The sequence below is a fragment of the Sphaerochaeta sp. PS genome, from assembly GCF_032144095.1.
In the GTDB taxonomy this organism is placed as follows: domain Bacteria; phylum Spirochaetota; class Spirochaetia; order Sphaerochaetales; family Sphaerochaetaceae; genus Sphaerochaeta.
This window is the reverse complement of record NZ_JAVSNJ010000002.1, coordinates 189,854-206,006: the sequence shown is the minus strand read 5'-3', so window position 1 is coordinate 206,006 and position 16,153 is coordinate 189,854. Positions and strand designations below refer to the sequence as shown.

Below are 16,153 nucleotides of genomic sequence, written 5' to 3'. Positions count from 1 at the left end.
TGGAAACGTGGGGCCGGACTTGCCGGCCCCTGATCCTTATTTCATCTCAATCCACTTCTGGATTGCATAGTCAGCGATGGCCGAATAGTCATCATTGGTCCAGGTCTTCTTGGTCAGGTAGTTCTCCATGACCCTGAGGCCGACGGTATCCCCGCTCCAGGAAGCAGGTGAGCCGTTGTAAGGAGCCCCGATGATGTGTCCGCTAGCAATGTAGCCGATGATCGAGTTGCCAAGGCTGTTGGGAACAGTCGTGGTCTTGGGGTCTGCATTGTAGGGGATGAAGGCAAAATCCTCGGTGATGAACTTCTTTCCTGTCTTGCTGTTGTTCATCCAGTAGAGGAAATCGAAGGCTTTCTGCTGTTCGGCCTTGCTTGCCATTGCGTTTACCGCATAGAAGTTTGGTACGAACACAGGAATTGAGCTGTTGAGCATTGCGACGGTCATCCCGTCATTGCGCTTGATGTCTTGATTCTGGAAAGGCATCTTCACAGGAAGGAACTCCAGTCTCTGGGCCTGCTCTGCATTGACCCCTGCGATGTTACCAAATGCCCAGTTGCCCTGCTTGAAGAAAATTGCCTTGTTGTCTGCGAAGATCTGGACGACCTGGTCATAGCCAAAGTTGGCGCTGGAGACGAAGTCCTGTCCACGAACTGCCTTGCCCTTGAGGCCAGCAAGGTAACTGGTCTTGAGGTCGAGGGCCTTTGCGTATGCAAGCAGAGCACCCTTTGCACTCTGTACTTTCGCTGCATCAGCCTTGTTTGCATCAAGCTCGTTGGTAAATACGGCATTGAGGGCTACGTTGATGAAATGGTCCCCATAGGTCCATTTCTCGGCACCCATGACGGCGAATACCCCATTGAGGTTGGAGGTGAGGCTTCCCTTGGAAGAGGCGAGGGTATAGGTTTTGCCACTGAGGGTGACGGTGGTGGCCTTTGCTGAGGTTATCCATGCGTCAAGTGCTTTTACCAGGGCTTCCCACTCAGGATAGGTTGCGCTCTTGATGTCAGCAGTTACTGCATCGACATTGGAAGGGCCAAACAGTTCAGCGAGGATGCCGCGGTCAACGATATAGCCGTAGCCTTCTACGTTGTAGGGGACGCCATAGCTGGTCTTGCCATCATTGGTCAGCCTCAGGGACTGGGGAATGGCACTTACCATCTTGCCGAAGTCGCCTGTTGTGACTGTGTTGAGGTCAAGGGCGAACCCGCCCTGGCTCCACTCTGCCAATTCCTTGATTCCCTGGATGGAGAAGACGGTCGGCTTGTTCCGGCTGTTCATCTCAGAGCGCAGGGTCTCCATATGGTCCTGTCCACTGCCGATCGAGAAGTTCTTGACCTTCACGCCGGTTTCTGCCTCATAGGCAGCGCACATGGCTGCAAACTGGGTGGCATTCTCTCCCTTTGAGTTGTAGACATAGATGTCGTAGCCCTTGCTGGCTTCTGAGGTGCCCTGAGCGAACAGGGATGCTGAGAGTGCCAATAGGACGACCAGAAGAACGACCAAACTTTTTTTCATACAATTCTCCTTGTGTTTTTGAAAGCTTTGAACATGGTTTGCCAATGCTGTGGTTTTGCTTGATAAGGCCACCAGCTTGGTATATACTTATACTAAACCGGTTTTCTAAACCAGTCAACCTTTATCTTTTATCAATATATTTGCTCTTTACCCCTGCCTGGAGGCCCTATGGATGATATTTGGAAATATTCAGTAGACAGCTCGGTAAGCCAACTCTATGTAGAACCGCTCTACCCAAAAACCGGTCAACAAGTGGAGATACGCATACAGGTCGGCCTGCACGATAGGGTAACTGAGGTGCTGTTGTTTTCCTTTTACCGAGGAAGTGAACACCCCCAGGCATGCACAGTCGAGCAGCTTGGCAAACGGAAGATATACAGCGCTTCGTTAGAGATGCCTGATGAATTACTTCGTTGGTATTTCGTCCTCCTTGCCCCCGACCGGGCCTATTACTACTCCCTTTTGGGCGTGACTGCCTCGGTACCCTCCCTTAGGGATAGCTTTTCCCTGAAGCCTGACCTTGTGCCTGTCTCCTGGGTGGGGGGATCGACCTGCTACCAGATATTCCCAGACAGGTTCAGGGAGGGAGACACAGGCGTTGGAGCTACCCCTGGAGCCTACTCCTTCGATGGAGCTGCGGTGCAAAGCTTGTCTTTCCATGAGAAGCCACTCTCTTTTGCAGAGGGAAGGTGCCTTGATTTCTTCAACGGGGATCTGAAGGGCATTGAGGATGCTATCCCGCACTTCAAGGCCCTGGGGGTCAATGTGCTCTACCTCAACCCCATCGGTGTCTCCCGGACGACACACCGCTATGACTGCTGTGATTTCTTCCATATCGATGAGAAGCTCGGAGGTGACGAAGCCTTTCTCTCCTTGTGTAGGAGCCTGCATGAACATGGCATACGGATCATTGTCGATATTTCCATCAACCACACGGGGACGGAACACCCCTGGTTGCTTGCTGCCCAGAGGGATAGGGGCAGTGAGGAGGCCTCGTTCTATTATTTCAATGAAGACGGCAGTGTTGCCTGCTGGAATGATGTGCCGACCCTGCCGCAGCTAAACTACTCAAGCCCTCGTCTACGCGATATCATCTACAGGGGTGAACACTCTGTTTTGCGCAAGTTCCTCAAGGACCCATTCCTCCAGGATGGTTGGAGGCTCGATGTGGCCCCTGAGGTGGGCAGAAGGGGCAAGGACCAGTTCTGTGAGGAGATATGGCGCGAAGTTCGCACTGCAGTAAAGGAAGAGAATGAGCATGCCTACCTTGTCGGCGAGGATTGGCTTGATGCCTCCCCCTTCCTGCAGGGGGACATGTGGGACGGGAGCATGAACTACCTTGGTTGTAGCCGACCTTTGCGATCCTGGATGGGGGAGAGTGACCGATTCCTTTCAGAGGGGTGGGGCCATGACCCACAGCCAACCCGGGCCTATACAGGCCTCGAGCTTGCCCAGGCCCTGGAAAGCCAGCTTTCAGGCCTTCCTGCCCAGATGTGGCCGATGCAGATGAACCTGATCGATAGCCACGATACGACGCGCCTCCATGCAAACCCAACCCTGTTCAACTTCTCTGTCTACAGTGGATGTATCATGCTGATGTACCTGCTGCCAGGGATGAGCTGTCTCTACTATGGTGATGAGATCGGCCTTGAAGGCCCCTACGGGTCGGTTGAGGCTTCACGCTACCCCATGAAGTGGGAGAGGAAGGAGTGGGACGACCGCTTCTATTCGCTCTATACAAGCCTGGGTGCGCTTCGAAGTACCTATGCCCAACTGCTCAGTGCAGGGGCATGCAAGGTTCTCTACTCTGATGAGCAGAGCCTGGTGTTTGCCAGATATGACCACAGTAGTGCCCTCCTTGCTGTGCTGAACAAACGAGAGGATGCCCATACGGTACGGATTCCCAACATGATGTTGCAGGCGAAAACGGTCACAGGATCCAAGAGTGGTGATGTCTTGGTGAGTGAGGAGGCTCTCTTGCTGAAGCTCGAGGGAGGGGAGAACTGCATTATTGAGTGTAGGCGGTAGGGTTTAGGAGAGAGTTGCAACTTTCAAAAAAAATATATTGACAGAACCACAAAGCCAATCTAATAATTATTTCAGTGAATGAAATAAAACTTTGGAGGTTTTTTTATGAAACGAACTATCGCTTTAGTGGTTGCACTTGTCGTTTTGGGCAGTGTAATGGTCTTTTCCGCTGGCAATAAGGAAGCGGCTGCAGCAGATGGGAAAATCCACCTTCGTGCCTACATGCAGGTCGAACCAGCTGATTCCCAGTACGCAGGACACAATGCCATCATGGCAAGTTTTGCAAAAGAGTACCCTAACATTGTAATCGAGACCGAACATGCCTCAGGTGAAGCTTTTCACCAGAAGTTTCAGGCTATGGCAGCCAGCAAGCAGATGCCGGATGTCTTTACCTGCTATGGTGGAGCTAGGACAGCCTATGTAACCGAGGCTGGTCTGGCTCTCGACCTTGCTAAAGAATACCTGACTGAAGATTTCAAAAAGGGGTATTCTTCTGCGACTTGGGCACCACAGGGTAAGAATGGGGAGATTTGGATGGTACCTCCATCGCTTGCAGTTTGTCATGTTGTCTACAGCAACGACAAGCTTCTTGCTCAGTTAGGGCTAACATTTCCCAAGACCTATGATGAATGGCTGACCCAGATTCCTGTGATCCGCTCAGCAGGGTACTATGTAGCTTCTTTGGGAAACAAAGATCCTTGGGTAATGAATTCATGGATATTGAGCCTTCTTGTCGACCGCCTTGGTGGTCCCCAGTGGTTCATGCAAGCAGCTCAAGGAAAGGGAGCTTCCTTTACTGACCAACCTTTCGTACGTTCGTTGGAAATTATCCAGGAGATGACCAAGAAAGGCATGTTCTCTCCAGGTGTCAACCAGATGTCAAATCCAGAGGCTGACCAGGAGTTCTATCAGGGCAAGAGTGTATATCTCATCGATGCCGGATGGAGAACTAGTGCCATGGACTCCGACCTCCCCGTCGATCTGAAGGAAAGCATCTCCATGCACGTGTTCCCAGCAATTTCCGGCGAAGTAACCCATAACACATCAACTGCAACAGTTAGTGAGGGTTTTGGGATCAGTGCATCCTTGAAAGGCACTGCAAAGGCCGATGCGGCATGGAAATTCATCGAGTATTACAGTGGCCCGATTGGGGCAGCCATCCGTGCTGAATATGGTGAGGTCCCTACCTATAACCTCGACTTGAACAAGATCAAAATGGATACCATGCAAAGCAAATTTGCCAAGTTCCAGAGTGAATATGGGATGGGCTATGTCTTTGATGCCATCATGGGAGGCGAAGGTGTCAACATGCTTAATGAAGATATCCAAGCCATGATGCTGGGTAATGGCGAACCGAAAGCCATTGCCACGAAATATGAGAAATTTGTCGCAGCAAACGACCTGAACCGTTTATAGGTCACTGACCGAAAAGGTGCGGAAATCCTAACCGTTTTCCGCACCCAAATTATACTCAGGAGGGACGATTCATGATCCAGGAAAGGGGCAAACACCGCGCGTATATCTCTTTGTTGTTACCCGCTCTTCTTATTTACACGCTTATCATCATCTATCCTATTTTCATGAGTCTAGGGCTCTCCTTTACTAAATGGAAGCATTTCAAAATGGTGGGGTTTGTAGGGTTCGACAATTATCTGGCAATTATTGCCGATCCATCCTTCCAAACCGCCATGTGGCACAACATTCAAATCATGTTGATTTCCGTGCTTGGTCAGATTCCTCTGGGGATTATGCTCGCGTACCTGATCTATCGCCAATGGGTCAAGCATTCAAAATTTTTCGAGATGATGATTTTTCTGCCTATTACGATAAGTTCTGTAGTGGTGGCCCTTCTTTGGAATAGGGTATTCTCGCCAGTAGGAATTTATACCGAACTGATCCGTACGATAACGCATAACCCTGACTATGTTGTCAAAATTTTTGAAAACAAGACCTTTGCGATGATACCCATCCTGGTCGTCCTTCTATGGCAGCATACCAGCCTCTACATGGTCATTTTTCTTGCAAACCTGCAACGGATACCCGAAAGTATCTTTGAGGCGGCAACATTGGATGGGGCCAAGGAATCGACCATCATCACCCGTATCGTTCTGCCTTCCCTGTCAAATGTAATCTTCACCTGCTCTGTATTGGCTATCAGCGGGAGCCTGAAGAGCTTTGACCTTGTCTATGCCATGACTGCTGGAGGCCCGGTTGACTATACATCGGTGATGGCCCTCTACCTGTACAAGCAGACCTTTACCTACAACAACTACGGGTTCGGTAGTGCTGTGTCGATCATCATAGTGCTCTTGAGTGTCGGTCTTATCACGTTCGTGAGATACCTCTATGCCAAGGCACAAAGGAAATACGAGTAGGTCAGTATGAAACAAAACACAAGAACACAAAAGATTTCTGGGAGTTGGACCATTTTCGCCTACACCTTCCTCGCATGTTTTACCTTTATAACCCTGGCACCCCTTGTTTGGATGCTATACTCATCCTTCAAACTGAATGGGGAGATAATGCTGTTCCCGTTGGGCTTGCCAAAACAGCCAACCTTTGCAAACTACCATAAGGCTTTTGAGTACGGCAATCTTTTGAGTGCCTTTCTGAATAGCATCATCTATTCTGGCTTCTCAACAGTGTGTACCGTTTTGTTCTCCCTATCTGCAGGATTTGCACTAACTAAGTTTGGTTTCAGAAGCAGCAAATTCTATATGGGAGCCTTTACCCTTGGCCTGTTGATCACCGTAAACTCTGTTATCACTCCATTATTCATCATGGAAACAAGTGTAGGTCTCTACAATACCCGCTTGGGTGTCATCCTTCCCTATATCGCATTCGGTTTGCCAATGGCTATCCTTATAGCCAGTTCTTTCATCCATGGCATTCCCAATGCACTCATCGAGGCAGCCCTGATCGATGGTGCTAATTATTGGTATATCTTCTTCAAGATTATTCTGATGATCTCAACTCCTGTGATGGCTACGGTTTCCGTATTGTCCTTTTTGGGAAACTGGAATGAGTTCCTTTTGGTCTTTACCCTAACAGGCGGAGAGTCGATGCGTTCGTTGCCAGTTTCTGTCAACTCTTTTGCAGGTAGGCTTAACCAGGATTATGGTCTTCAGTTCGCAGCCTTGGTGATAGCCACCATTCCCATGTTCATATTTTATTTCGTTGCACATAATTCCATCGTCAAAGGTTTTGGTGAGGGTGCGATCAAGGAATAACTTGATCAAGCCTGCTTGGATTGAAATAACACTATTCTCACAAAAGAAGGAATAAGGACATCATGATTGTACAAGAAAAAGCACAAGGCAAGGTAACCATTGAAATTTGCCTTGAATCGATAGAGAGCGTACTGGCTGCCGAGAAGGGCGGAGCCGACCGCGTCGAGTTCTGCGCCGACCTGTTCGAGGGCGGCACCACACCCTCCCTCGGTGCCTTCAAGGTTGCCAGGCAGCACAGCACCATCAAGATGAGCGTCATGATCCGCCCCCGGGGCGGGGACTTCTGCTACTCCGACCTGGAGTTCGAGGCGATGAAGGAAGATATCCGCCTGTTCAGGGAAGCGGGTGCAGACTGCGTGGTATTCGGCATCCTCACCCCCGAGGGGGAGATAGACCTGGAGAGGACCAGGCAGCTCATCGAGCTTGCACGCCCCATGGAGGTCACCTTCCACCGCGCCTTCGACATGACACCCAATGCACAGGCCTCCCTGGAGACCCTCATCGGCCTGGGTGTCGACCGCCTGCTCACCAGCGGGCTCGAGGCCACGGTGATCGAGGGCATCGAGACCCTTGCGGCCCTGGTCAGGCAGGCCGGGGACAGGATCATCGTGATGCCCGGATGCGGCATCACCGAGCGCAACTTCGCCTACCTGGACAGCAAGGTCAAGGCAAAGGAGTACCATGTATTCCTTCCCGGCACCACCGAGTCGAGGATGACCTACCGCCCCGAGCACATCTACATGGGGGGGATGCTCAGGCAGGCTGAGTTCTCCATCAGCCATACCGACACGGACAGGGTCGGAACCATCACCAGGATCGGGGGCACGCTATGAAGAAGAGGGTCTTTGTGGGTGGGCTCCACCACGAGAGCGACACGTTCAACCCCATCATCACCGGCAGGGACGACATCTGGGTCACCAGGGGTGAGGACCTCCTGGCCAACAAGGGCCGCAGTTCCGTCAACGGCATCATCGCCACCCTTACCTGTGCAGGGTATGAGGTCATCCCCTCCCTCATCGCCAGGGCGGTGCCCAATGGGGTGTGGGACAGGGAGTACTACCTGGAGCTGAAGGAAGAGTTGCTGACTGCATTAAAAAAGGCAGGAAAAATAGACGGCATAAGCTTGTCCCTACACGGCTCGATGAGGGTGGACGGCATCGGGGAGGCGGAGCAGGACCTGCTTGCATCCATCCGGCTGGTCCATCCGAAGCTTCCCATCATCACCAGCCTGGACATGCATGCCACCCTCACCAGGAGGATGTTCTCCTCCCTCGACGGCATGGTCGGCTACAAGTGCGCCCCCCATACCGATACCTATGAGACGGGCATCCATTCGGCCCTGATGATGATCCGTGCCCTGGAGGAGGGCTTTCTGCCCACCAGCGCCGCATGCCGCATCCCGATGCTTATCGCAGGCGAGCAGAGCGAGACATCGGTCGAGCCGATGAGGAGCCTGATAGAGGAGTGCAGGAGAATTGAGCGGACCGAGCATGTGCTCTCCTGCTCCTACCTCCTGGGCTTCCCCTGGGCAGACGGGGAGGAGAACGGTGTGCATGCGGTGGTCACCACCGATGGGGACCAGGGCCTTGCCGACAGGCTGGCCAGGGAGATGGGCGAGCTGTTCTGGGGCCGGCGCAGGGAGTTTGGCTTCTACAACGAGACGAGGATGCCCTCCGATGCACTGGAGGCGACCAGGAAGTCGCTTGAGGATGGAGTTTTCCCAGTGGTCATCAGCGACAGCGGGGACAACCCCACAGCCGGCTCGAGCCAGGATGTGACTACCTTCCTCTCCCTCATCCTGGAGGACAAGACTCTTTCCAGCCTTACTCCACCGTTGGTCTACCAGGGGTTCTATGACCCCGAGGTTGTGATGCTGGCGAAGGAGGCAGGGGTGGGCAAGACCATAGGGACCACCCTTGGCGCCAAGTTCGATACGCTCAAGAGCAAGGGCATAGCCATCAGGGCTGAGGTGAAGGCCATCGTCGAGAAGTGGGAGGGTGCATACAACAGTGACCTGGTCCTGCTGGATGTACAAGGTATCGATGTGGTGGTCACGGGCAAGCATGTGGGCTGCTACGACCCTGAGATGATGAGAATCCTTGGGGTAGTTCCTGAGGAGAGGAAGGTCATCGTGGTGAAGCTGGGGTATCTGGAGCCTGAGATACGCTCCATTGCCAGGAGGTCGATGATGGCCCTTACCACCGGGTCCACCGATGAGCTGTTCGAGAGGCTGCCCTACAGGAAGCTCAAGAGGCCGATCTACCCCCTGGACGGGGAGTTCGAGGCTGAGCTGGTGCTGCTGTAGGAGAGGCCAAACGGTAACCAACCAGATAATCTGAATAGTATTCAGCATATCTGGCTGGTTTCATTCCTGGGTAAACACTATCCCGGCAAGCCAAGGGTTTGTCCTTATTACAGATTATGATTGCTCCTTAGCTGGAATGTGGGTATTCTTCAGATACCCACAAGGTGACTACAGTAGATATGTATGCTACCGAAGATTGTGGGCCTGATATGGTGTGTGATAAGAAGCCTACAATCAGTTTCAGAAAAGGGGAAATTGGTGTGAAGATATGAAAATTGTCGGAAACAGTCGGTATCAGAAAGAGGCAAACGCTCTTTTGATCCTAAATCTATTACGAAGACACCCTACAAGTAGAGTAGATATTGCACATGAATTGGGGCTCCAGAATTCAACGGTATCCTATAACATAGTACGCCTGCTACAGAATGGATCCATTCTGGAAGGGACCCCTACGTCTGATGGACAGGCTACAGGTGTGAGAAAAGGACCTAAGGCAAACCTCATGAAGCTTAACCCTGAATTTGGACGGGTCGTAGGCATTGAGATGTTGAGTTCACTGTATCGCATCTATCTTAGTGACATTACGGGCTCTCCACTTTTTAAGGCAGAATTTCCCTATAGAAGCCACCTGGTTTCTGGAGACCGAGCTCGATTTGAAGACCTTGTAGTGGAAGTACTGGCCATGGCCAAAGAGAAATCTGGATCCGTTCCCCTTTTGGGCGTATGTATTGCTGTCCCTGGAATTGTAATGGAAGGCAACACTACCATTGATGAGTGCTGGACGCATGGGCTCTATACTGAAAATTTCGCACAATTTCTGACAAAATTCCCTTTTCCTGTGATTTTTGAGAATGATGCAAACTGTTGTGCAGTCAAGTATCTGTTCAACAATGATGATTCCTATGATAGCTATTTCTATCTATTATCAAGGATGCACCGCCAGGAAGTGGTTCCAGATGAAATTCCCACCATTGGCCTGGGCTTGGGGGTGGTGATACGTGGAAAGCTTTTTAGAGGAACGTTCTCACGTTCTGGTGAGTATCGTTCCAGCTTGCTGATGGGTACAGACTCCAATGGCCAGATACCCCTTACCAAAGCCCAGATGCTCAACCTGGATTCCAACGTCGAAATTCAAAAGGAATGTATACGAAACCTATTGTCAGACCTGTTTTGTACCATGAGTATTTTTGACCCAAGCTCTTTGTATATTGGCGGGTTTCTTGCCTCATCCCCCTATCGGGAAACACTGACAGAGGTGTTCAAGACGGAACTGACCGACTCTTGGATCAGAAACAAATGGAATGGAGAGTTGATTCTGGTTCATGAGACGGTTTTTGATCCTGCTGAAGGGGCTGCTGATGTTGTCCTGGATTTGCTTTTTAGGGTACCCCAGGTTGGTCACTCATTGCCCGAAAACCTCAATTGGAATGCCCTGCTCAATGGAATTATCTAAAGCAGGATAACCCTGCAACAAAACTGCACAATTTTGTTGCATCAGCATTGCACAAAGCTGTACAAAGGTGCAGAATGAAGTGCCATAACCTGAGAGGAGAACTTTTAGTATGGCATATTTTTTTGATGCACCTTCCCGCACATTCAGCGAGTACCTTCTGGTACCTGGATACTCCGATGAACATTGCATTCCTTCCAAAGTAAGCTTGCGCACCCCGTTGGTAAAGTATGCCAAGGGTGAGAAGCCTGCCCTTAGCCTGAACATTCCCCTGGTCAGTGCTGTCATGCAGTCAGTCAGTGGGGAGGCGATGGCTAGGGCCCTTGCACGTGAAGGTGGGCTAAGCTTCATCTTCGGGTCGCAGAGCATCGAGGATGAGAGTGCCATGGTTGCCAGGGTAAAGGCTTTCAAGGCGGGGTTTGTACCCAGCGACTCCAACCTCAGGTCCGACGATACCCTGAAGGAACTCATAGAGCTCAAGCAGCGGCTGGGACACAATACCATTGCCATAACAGACGATGGCACCGAAAATGGCGTCCTTATGGGAGTCGTATCCAGCAGGGACTGGCGCCCTAGCAGGATGGCTCTCGATACCCCCATCTCCTCCTTCATGACCCCATTTTCCCGCCTGGTATATGCTAGGGAAGGGGTTACCCTCAGCGAGGCAAACGACATCATATGGGAACACAAGCTCAACTCCCTTCCCATTGTGGACGAGAAGAACCGCCTGAAGTTCTTTGTGTTCCGCAAGGACTATGAGAGCCACAAGGAACACCCGGATGAAGTGCTGGACAAGCAGAAGAGGTATCTGGTTGGGGCAGGCATCAACACCCGTGACTACCAGACGCGAGTCCCCGCCCTGATAGCCAGTGGGGCCGACGTACTGTGCATAGACTCCTCTGAGGGGTTTACCGAGTGGCAACGGAAAACCCTCACCTGGATCCGCTCCACCTATGGGGACAGGGTAAAGGTCGGGGCTGGCAATGTCGTCGATGCAGAGGGGTTTCTCTTCCTTGCAGAGAGTGGAGCTGATTTCGTCAAGGTCGGCATCGGTGGCGGATCCATCTGCATAACACGGGAGACAAAAGGAATCGGTCGTGGCCAGGCAACAGCTGTGATAGAGGTGGCGAAGGCCAGGGACGACTACTTCAAGAAGACCGGGATCTACATCCCCATCTGTTCTGATGGTGGCCTTGTCCTAGACTACCATATGACCCTTGCCCTCGCCATGGGAGCAGACTTTCTGATGCTTGGCCGTTACTTTGCCCGTTTTGACGAAAGCCCGACAGAGAAGGTGAACGTCAAGGGCTCCTACATGAAGGAGTATTGGGGTGAGGGATCGGCAAGGGCAAGAAACTGGCAGCGCTATGATCTTGGTGGGGATGGCAAGCTCTCGTTTGTCGAAGGGGTAGACTCCTTTGTTCCCTATGCAGGGCCGCTGAAGGACAACGTGCAGCTATCCCTGAGCAAGATGCGCTCGACCATGTGCAACTGTGGTGCCATGAGCATCCCAGAACTGCAGAGCAAGGCAAAGCTTACCTTGGTATCCTCAACCTCCATCGTTGAGGGAGGGTCCCACGATGTGCTGCTCAAGGATACCAACGAATATCCAAAGAAATAGGATAGAAAGCCAGGCATACGCTGATGGATCTGCCATCTTTCGTAGATTTATCATCTTCGTAGTTGACACCTCCATTGGCTTCGTGCTACTTTCTTTCAAGTCGGCCGGATAGCTCAGTGGGAGAGCGGTTGCTTTACACGCAACTGGTCGGGGGTTCAAATCCCTCTCCGGTCAAAAGCGTACTCCTCGTGGGTACGCTTTTTTGCTTATTAGGATGGCCCCCAGTGAAACGAACGGTGTTTGAGAATCCAAGGCTCGCAATCCTCATTGCCATTTTCTGCAACCTGCTCTGGGCGACACCGCTACCCATGATCAAGATCGGGTATCAGCTGTTTGCGATAGGGGAGAGCGTAAGCTCGAAGCTCCTATTTGCCGGCATCAGATTCTTCTCCTCAGGCGTCCTGCTTTTGGTCTACCATAGGCTAAGCTCGAGAACCTGGGCAACAGTTCACCGGCAGAATTACCTGTTGGTGCTCATCCTTGCCCTGGTCCAGACCACCGGCCAATACTTCTTCGCCTATCTCGGTGTGGCACACACAACAGGAGCGGCTGCAACCATATTTTCTTCCGTCTCTGCCTGCTATGCAGTGGTCCTTGCACATTTCTTCTTCAAGGACGACAAGCTTACGGTGCAGAAGGTGGTAGGAAGCCTGGTTTGCGTGTTTGGGATTTTTATCTCGACACTGGGGGAGGGTACCATCAGGTTCTCCTTCAACGGTGAGGGGTTTCTCCTGCTTTCCCAACTCTGTTTCGCCTTTGGCTCCATCTTCAGCAAGAAGATTACCCGCACCGATGGCCCCCTTGCCGTTACTGCGATCAACCTTACCCTTGGTGGTCTGCTCCTCATCCTCATCGGCCTCGGAGGAGGGGGGTCCCTTCCCGTTGTTTCCCTCTCTGGGATCCTTGTGCTTGCATATCTTGTATTCGTTTCAGCCATGGCCTTTACCCTCTGGTCCCAGTTGCTCAAATATAACCCAGTGGGCAAGATCAGCGTCTTCACCTTCATCATACCCATTGCAGGGACCCTTTTCTCGGCCTTAGTGCTGGGGGAGGATATCATGCATGTCAAGTATCCCATTTCCCTGGCGTTGGTTACCGCCGGCATCTATGCGATATATTGGAAACAAAAGAAAGTTGCACGAACTTCCCAGTTGCCCTCATAACCTCTATTGGGTATAGTTTGGGAATGAGACGGAGGGTCTGATGGTGTTTGACCAATATTTCCTGTATTTTTTTCTCTATGCCATGATCGGCTATGTATGTGAAGTCCTCTACTGTTCCATCCCCTTGAAGAGGTTTGTGAACCGGGGCTTCCTCCATGGACCCTACCTGCCTATCTACGGCTTCGGAGCCCTCATCGTAGTGGTGAGCCTATCGTTCTTCAATGCCCACCCGATCGTGGTGTTCCTGGTTGCAATGGCCCTGACCAGCGCCCTTGAGTACGTAACCAGCTACCTTCTGGAGAAGATCTTCAACACCAAGCTCTGGGACTATTCCAAGCACTTTGCGAACATCAACGGAAGGGTATGCCTGCTCAATGCAACCCTTTTCGGCCTCATGGGCTTGGTCGCCACCTACTGGATCCATCCAGCCCTTACCCGTTTTGTCTCCCATATCCCTGATGGTGTCCTTCACCCCCTAAGCAGTGGCTTGTTGTTCATCATCTCAGTGGATGCCACCTCCAGTATCTTCAGGATGGCCGCCTTCCAGAAACAACTTGCTGAATTCAGGCTTAGGACGAAGGAACTTGAGGAGAGGATCGAGGTGCTGGCAAAACAGGGCTGTACCCCCTCCTTGGATCGCCTCCGAACTCGCCTTGATGAAGAACGTGAAGAACTCAAGGCAAGGCTCAACAGGCAGTCTCGCCGTTTCCTCAATGCCTTCCCCTCCATTACTTCCAAAAGTCAGGAACAGAAGGTGCAGCTTGAACTGTTGAAGATGAACCTGCGCGAGTACCGCTCAAAAATGCAAGAGCAGAGGCAGAGGTTGCATACGGCAGCAAAAGAGCTGAAGAACAGGGGCAAATGAGATGATGGTGCAAAAACGACTGGAAGAGACCCTAGGGGAGATAGAGCGGGCTGCCGCCTCCATTGGCAGGGCTCCTTCTTCCATACAGTTGATGGCAGTAAGCAAGACCCACCCCTATGAGGAGATCCTGGAGCTGTTTGGCTGTGGGCAATTTCTCTTTGGGGAGAATCGGGTGCAGGAGGTGGTTGAGAAGTTCTCGTCCCCCCGTCCTGAAGGGATGCGTGTCCATCTTATCGGGCACCTGCAATCCAACAAGGTAAAGAAAATAGTCGGGCTCGTCGATGCGATCGACAGCGTCGATTCCCTCAAGGTTGCATCCAAAATCAGCGAGGCGAGCCTGGCCCTCAACAAAAGGATGCCGATCCTTTTGCAGTACAACACCAGCGAAGAGGATTCCAAGAGTGGGTTTGAGAATGAGGCTAGCCTCTATGAGGCCTTGGACAGCATAGCCCAATTGCAAGGGGTCACTGTCAGGGGTCTCATGACCATCGGGCCACTGCATGGAGGGGAAGAAGAGACACGAAAGGCCTTTTCCCTGCTCAGGGCCTTGCAGGACTCCTGCATTTCCCGCTATCCCCACCTCGATTTCTCAACCCTGAGCATGGGCATGAGCGGTGATTTCCCCCTGGCAATCCGTGAAGGTGCCACGATGGTGAGGGTTGGCACCCGCCTATTCGGCAAACGGGAGTACCTGTAATGAAAAAAGGTGTCCTCCTGTTGCTTCTGATGGTGTTTTGCCTTTCCCTCTACCCTTTGGCCAGTGAACCACTTGCCGGATATGTCCCCTATCAGGAGCAGGAGTTCCCCTTGTGGAGCTATAAGCTCAGAAGGGCAGAGATCCTCTTTTTTGGCTCCTTTGTCCTGACCATGGGCATTGCAACGCTTTCCTACAACATTGCGGTAAACGCAGGATGGGCTCCCCCCGCAAAGGACGCCCTGACGGCCCTGCTCATTCAGGGAGGCATTGCCTCAGGCCTCTCGTTGGGCATAGCTGTTGCCGATTATGTCATCGGTGAAGTGGGGCAGCAGTAATGGCGTACAAGGAACAGACCGTAGAGCTGACCGTCTCAGAAATGGTGGAGAAGGTTCGCCTGGATTCCTACCTTGCCCAGCAAGGATTCAAGCGTTCGATCTTCTCGGACCCTGGGACCCAGATTCTTGTAGACGGGAAACCTGCAAAGAAAAGCAAGTTGGTCAGCCAGGGGGATACCCTCACCATAACCTATGGGCAAGAGGTGTTTGAAGGGCTTACGGCCCAAGACATTCCCTTGAAGGTCCTCTACGAGGATGAGCAGCTTTTGGTGGTCGACAAAGAGCAGGGCATGGTTGTGCATCCAGCGGTGGGAAACCATGATGGGACGGTGGTCAATGCCCTCCTGTTCCGGTATGGCATCGGCTTTGATACAGGAAGCTCTGATGATGGGGAAGAGGAAGAGGTTTCGCTCTCCTCCTCTGCAATTCGCCCAGGTATTGTCCATCGTCTGGACAAGGATACCAGTGGAGCCCTGGTCATAGCACGGACAAGGGAGAGCTATCGTTCGCTTCTTGAGCAGTTCAAGGCCCACACCACCGGAAAGACCTACATAGCCCTGGTAAAGGGAAATTTCAGGATCAGATACGGGACGATAGAGAGCAACATCACCAGGGACGAGAAAAACCGCAAGCGTTTCACTACCTGTGCCAACGATGAGGGAAGGTCAGCCTTTACCGAGTATACGGTGCTCAGGGATTTCAAGGGGTTTTCCCTGCTGCGTATCGTCATCCGCACCGGGCGTACCCATCAGATACGGGTGCACCTCGCTTCGTTGAACCACCCGTTGGTTGGGGATGTCATCTACGGCAAGGAGGATGGGACCACCCTTATGCTCCATGCACTGAAACTTGCGATAGACCACCCTGAGACGGGAAAAAGAGTGGTTTTCACTGCACCCTTGCCCGCCAGGTTCCTCTCCTACGTACAAAGCCACCGAACCTGA

The 16,153-nt window shown here is 52.0% G+C and carries 14 protein-coding genes and 1 tRNA gene; 14 read left to right on the top strand and 1 reads right to left on the bottom strand.

What is annotated here, in order from left to right; all coding sequences use genetic code 11:
• Positions 1 to 36 precede the first annotated feature (36 nt).
• Entirely contained in the window at positions 37 to 1,515 is a 1,479-nt protein-coding gene (locus ROJ03_RS03465; protein WP_313725594.1) for a hypothetical protein, read from the bottom strand.
• A gap of 168 nt (positions 1,516 to 1,683) precedes the next feature.
• Here ROJ03_RS03465 and ROJ03_RS03460 point away from each other — a divergent pair, with 168 nt between their 5' ends.
• The 14 genes from ROJ03_RS03460 (at position 1,684) to ROJ03_RS03395 (ending at position 16,153) form a co-directional block, all read left to right on the top strand.
• Positions 1,684 to 3,543: a glycoside hydrolase family 13 protein gene (locus ROJ03_RS03460; RefSeq protein WP_313725593.1), complete on the top strand. Its 1,860-nt coding sequence runs from the start codon at positions 1,684 to 1,686 to the stop codon at positions 3,541 to 3,543.
• Positions 3,544 to 3,648: 105 nt separating this feature from the next.
• Positions 3,649 to 4,959, top strand: a complete 1,311-nt coding sequence (locus ROJ03_RS03455) for an extracellular solute-binding protein (RefSeq protein WP_313725592.1) — start codon at positions 3,649 to 3,651, stop codon at positions 4,957 to 4,959.
• A 71-nt stretch (positions 4,960 to 5,030) separates the two neighbouring features.
• Entirely contained in the window at positions 5,031 to 5,918 is an 888-nt protein-coding gene (locus ROJ03_RS03450) for a sugar ABC transporter permease (protein ID WP_313725591.1), read from the top strand.
• Between the two features lie 6 nt (positions 5,919 to 5,924).
• Complete coding sequence (locus tag ROJ03_RS03445) at positions 5,925 to 6,773, top strand: carbohydrate ABC transporter permease (RefSeq protein ID WP_313725590.1); 849 nt, start codon at positions 5,925 to 5,927, stop codon at positions 6,771 to 6,773.
• Between the two features lie 62 nt (positions 6,774 to 6,835).
• Entirely contained in the window at positions 6,836 to 7,606 is a 771-nt protein-coding gene (locus ROJ03_RS03440) for a copper homeostasis protein CutC (protein ID WP_313725589.1), read from the top strand.
• Entirely contained in the window at positions 7,603 to 9,078 is a 1,476-nt protein-coding gene (locus ROJ03_RS03435; protein ID WP_313725588.1) for a M81 family metallopeptidase, read from the top strand. Before ROJ03_RS03440 ends, ROJ03_RS03435 begins: the two co-directional genes overlap by 4 nt.
• A 475-nt stretch (positions 9,079 to 9,553) precedes the next feature.
• The gene (locus ROJ03_RS03430; protein ID WP_313725587.1) at positions 9,554 to 10,531 is read left to right on the top strand and encodes an ROK family protein; all 978 of its coding nucleotides are present in this window, start codon (positions 9,554 to 9,556) and stop codon (positions 10,529 to 10,531) included.
• A 109-nt stretch (positions 10,532 to 10,640) separates the two neighbouring features.
• Positions 10,641 to 12,149, top strand: a complete 1,509-nt coding sequence (locus tag ROJ03_RS03425; RefSeq protein ID WP_313725586.1) for an IMP dehydrogenase — start codon at positions 10,641 to 10,643, stop codon at positions 12,147 to 12,149.
• A gap of 102 nt (positions 12,150 to 12,251) precedes the next feature.
• A tRNA-Val gene (locus tag ROJ03_RS03420) sits at positions 12,252 to 12,323 on the top strand.
• 50 nt (positions 12,324 to 12,373) lie between these two features.
• Positions 12,374 to 13,312: a DMT family transporter gene (locus ROJ03_RS03415; protein WP_313725585.1), complete on the top strand. Its 939-nt coding sequence runs from the start codon at positions 12,374 to 12,376 to the stop codon at positions 13,310 to 13,312.
• Positions 13,313 to 13,352: 40 nt separating this feature from the next.
• Complete coding sequence (locus tag ROJ03_RS03410; protein WP_313725584.1) at positions 13,353 to 14,177, top strand: putative ABC transporter permease; 825 nt, start codon at positions 13,353 to 13,355, stop codon at positions 14,175 to 14,177.
• Positions 14,178 to 14,181: 4 nt separating this feature from the next.
• Complete coding sequence (locus tag ROJ03_RS03405) at positions 14,182 to 14,874, top strand: YggS family pyridoxal phosphate-dependent enzyme (protein WP_313725791.1); 693 nt, start codon at positions 14,182 to 14,184, stop codon at positions 14,872 to 14,874.
• Positions 14,874 to 15,209, top strand: coding sequence for a hypothetical protein (locus ROJ03_RS03400; RefSeq protein WP_313725583.1), 336 nt, complete (start codon positions 14,874 to 14,876; stop codon positions 15,207 to 15,209). Before ROJ03_RS03405 ends, ROJ03_RS03400 begins: the two co-directional genes overlap by 1 nt.
• The gene (locus tag ROJ03_RS03395; protein WP_313725582.1) at positions 15,209 to 16,153 is read left to right on the top strand and encodes an RluA family pseudouridine synthase; all 945 of its coding nucleotides are present in this window, start codon (positions 15,209 to 15,211) and stop codon (positions 16,151 to 16,153) included. Before ROJ03_RS03400 ends, ROJ03_RS03395 begins: the two co-directional genes overlap by 1 nt.

Bases quoted from the DNA above. Each gene is read 5' to 3' on its own strand.
- ROJ03_RS03440 (WP_313725589.1), top strand. From the start codon at position 6,836: ATGATTGTACAAGAAAAAGCACAAGGCAAGGTAACCATTGAAATTTGC.
- ROJ03_RS03455 (WP_313725592.1), top strand. From the start codon at position 3,649: ATGAAACGAACTATCGCTTTAGTGGTTGCACTTGTCGTTTTGGGCAGT.
- ROJ03_RS03445 (WP_313725590.1), top strand. From the start codon at position 5,925: ATGAAACAAAACACAAGAACACAAAAGATTTCTGGGAGTTGGACCATT.
- ROJ03_RS03460 (WP_313725593.1), top strand. From the start codon at position 1,684: ATGGATGATATTTGGAAATATTCAGTAGACAGCTCGGTAAGCCAACTC.
- ROJ03_RS03405 (WP_313725791.1), top strand. From the start codon at position 14,182: ATGGTGCAAAAACGACTGGAAGAGACCCTAGGGGAGATAGAGCGGGCT.
- ROJ03_RS03465 (WP_313725594.1), bottom strand. From the start codon at position 1,515: ATGAAAAAAAGTTTGGTCGTTCTTCTGGTCGTCCTATTGGCACTCTCA.
- ROJ03_RS03450 (WP_313725591.1), top strand. From the start codon at position 5,031: ATGATCCAGGAAAGGGGCAAACACCGCGCGTATATCTCTTTGTTGTTA.
- ROJ03_RS03425 (WP_313725586.1), top strand. From the start codon at position 10,641: ATGGCATATTTTTTTGATGCACCTTCCCGCACATTCAGCGAGTACCTT.
- ROJ03_RS03395 (WP_313725582.1), top strand. From the start codon at position 15,209: ATGGCGTACAAGGAACAGACCGTAGAGCTGACCGTCTCAGAAATGGTG.
- ROJ03_RS03435 (WP_313725588.1), top strand. From the start codon at position 7,603: ATGAAGAAGAGGGTCTTTGTGGGTGGGCTCCACCACGAGAGCGACACG.
- ROJ03_RS03400 (WP_313725583.1), top strand. From the start codon at position 14,874: ATGAAAAAAGGTGTCCTCCTGTTGCTTCTGATGGTGTTTTGCCTTTCC.
- ROJ03_RS03410 (WP_313725584.1), top strand. From the start codon at position 13,353: ATGGTGTTTGACCAATATTTCCTGTATTTTTTTCTCTATGCCATGATC.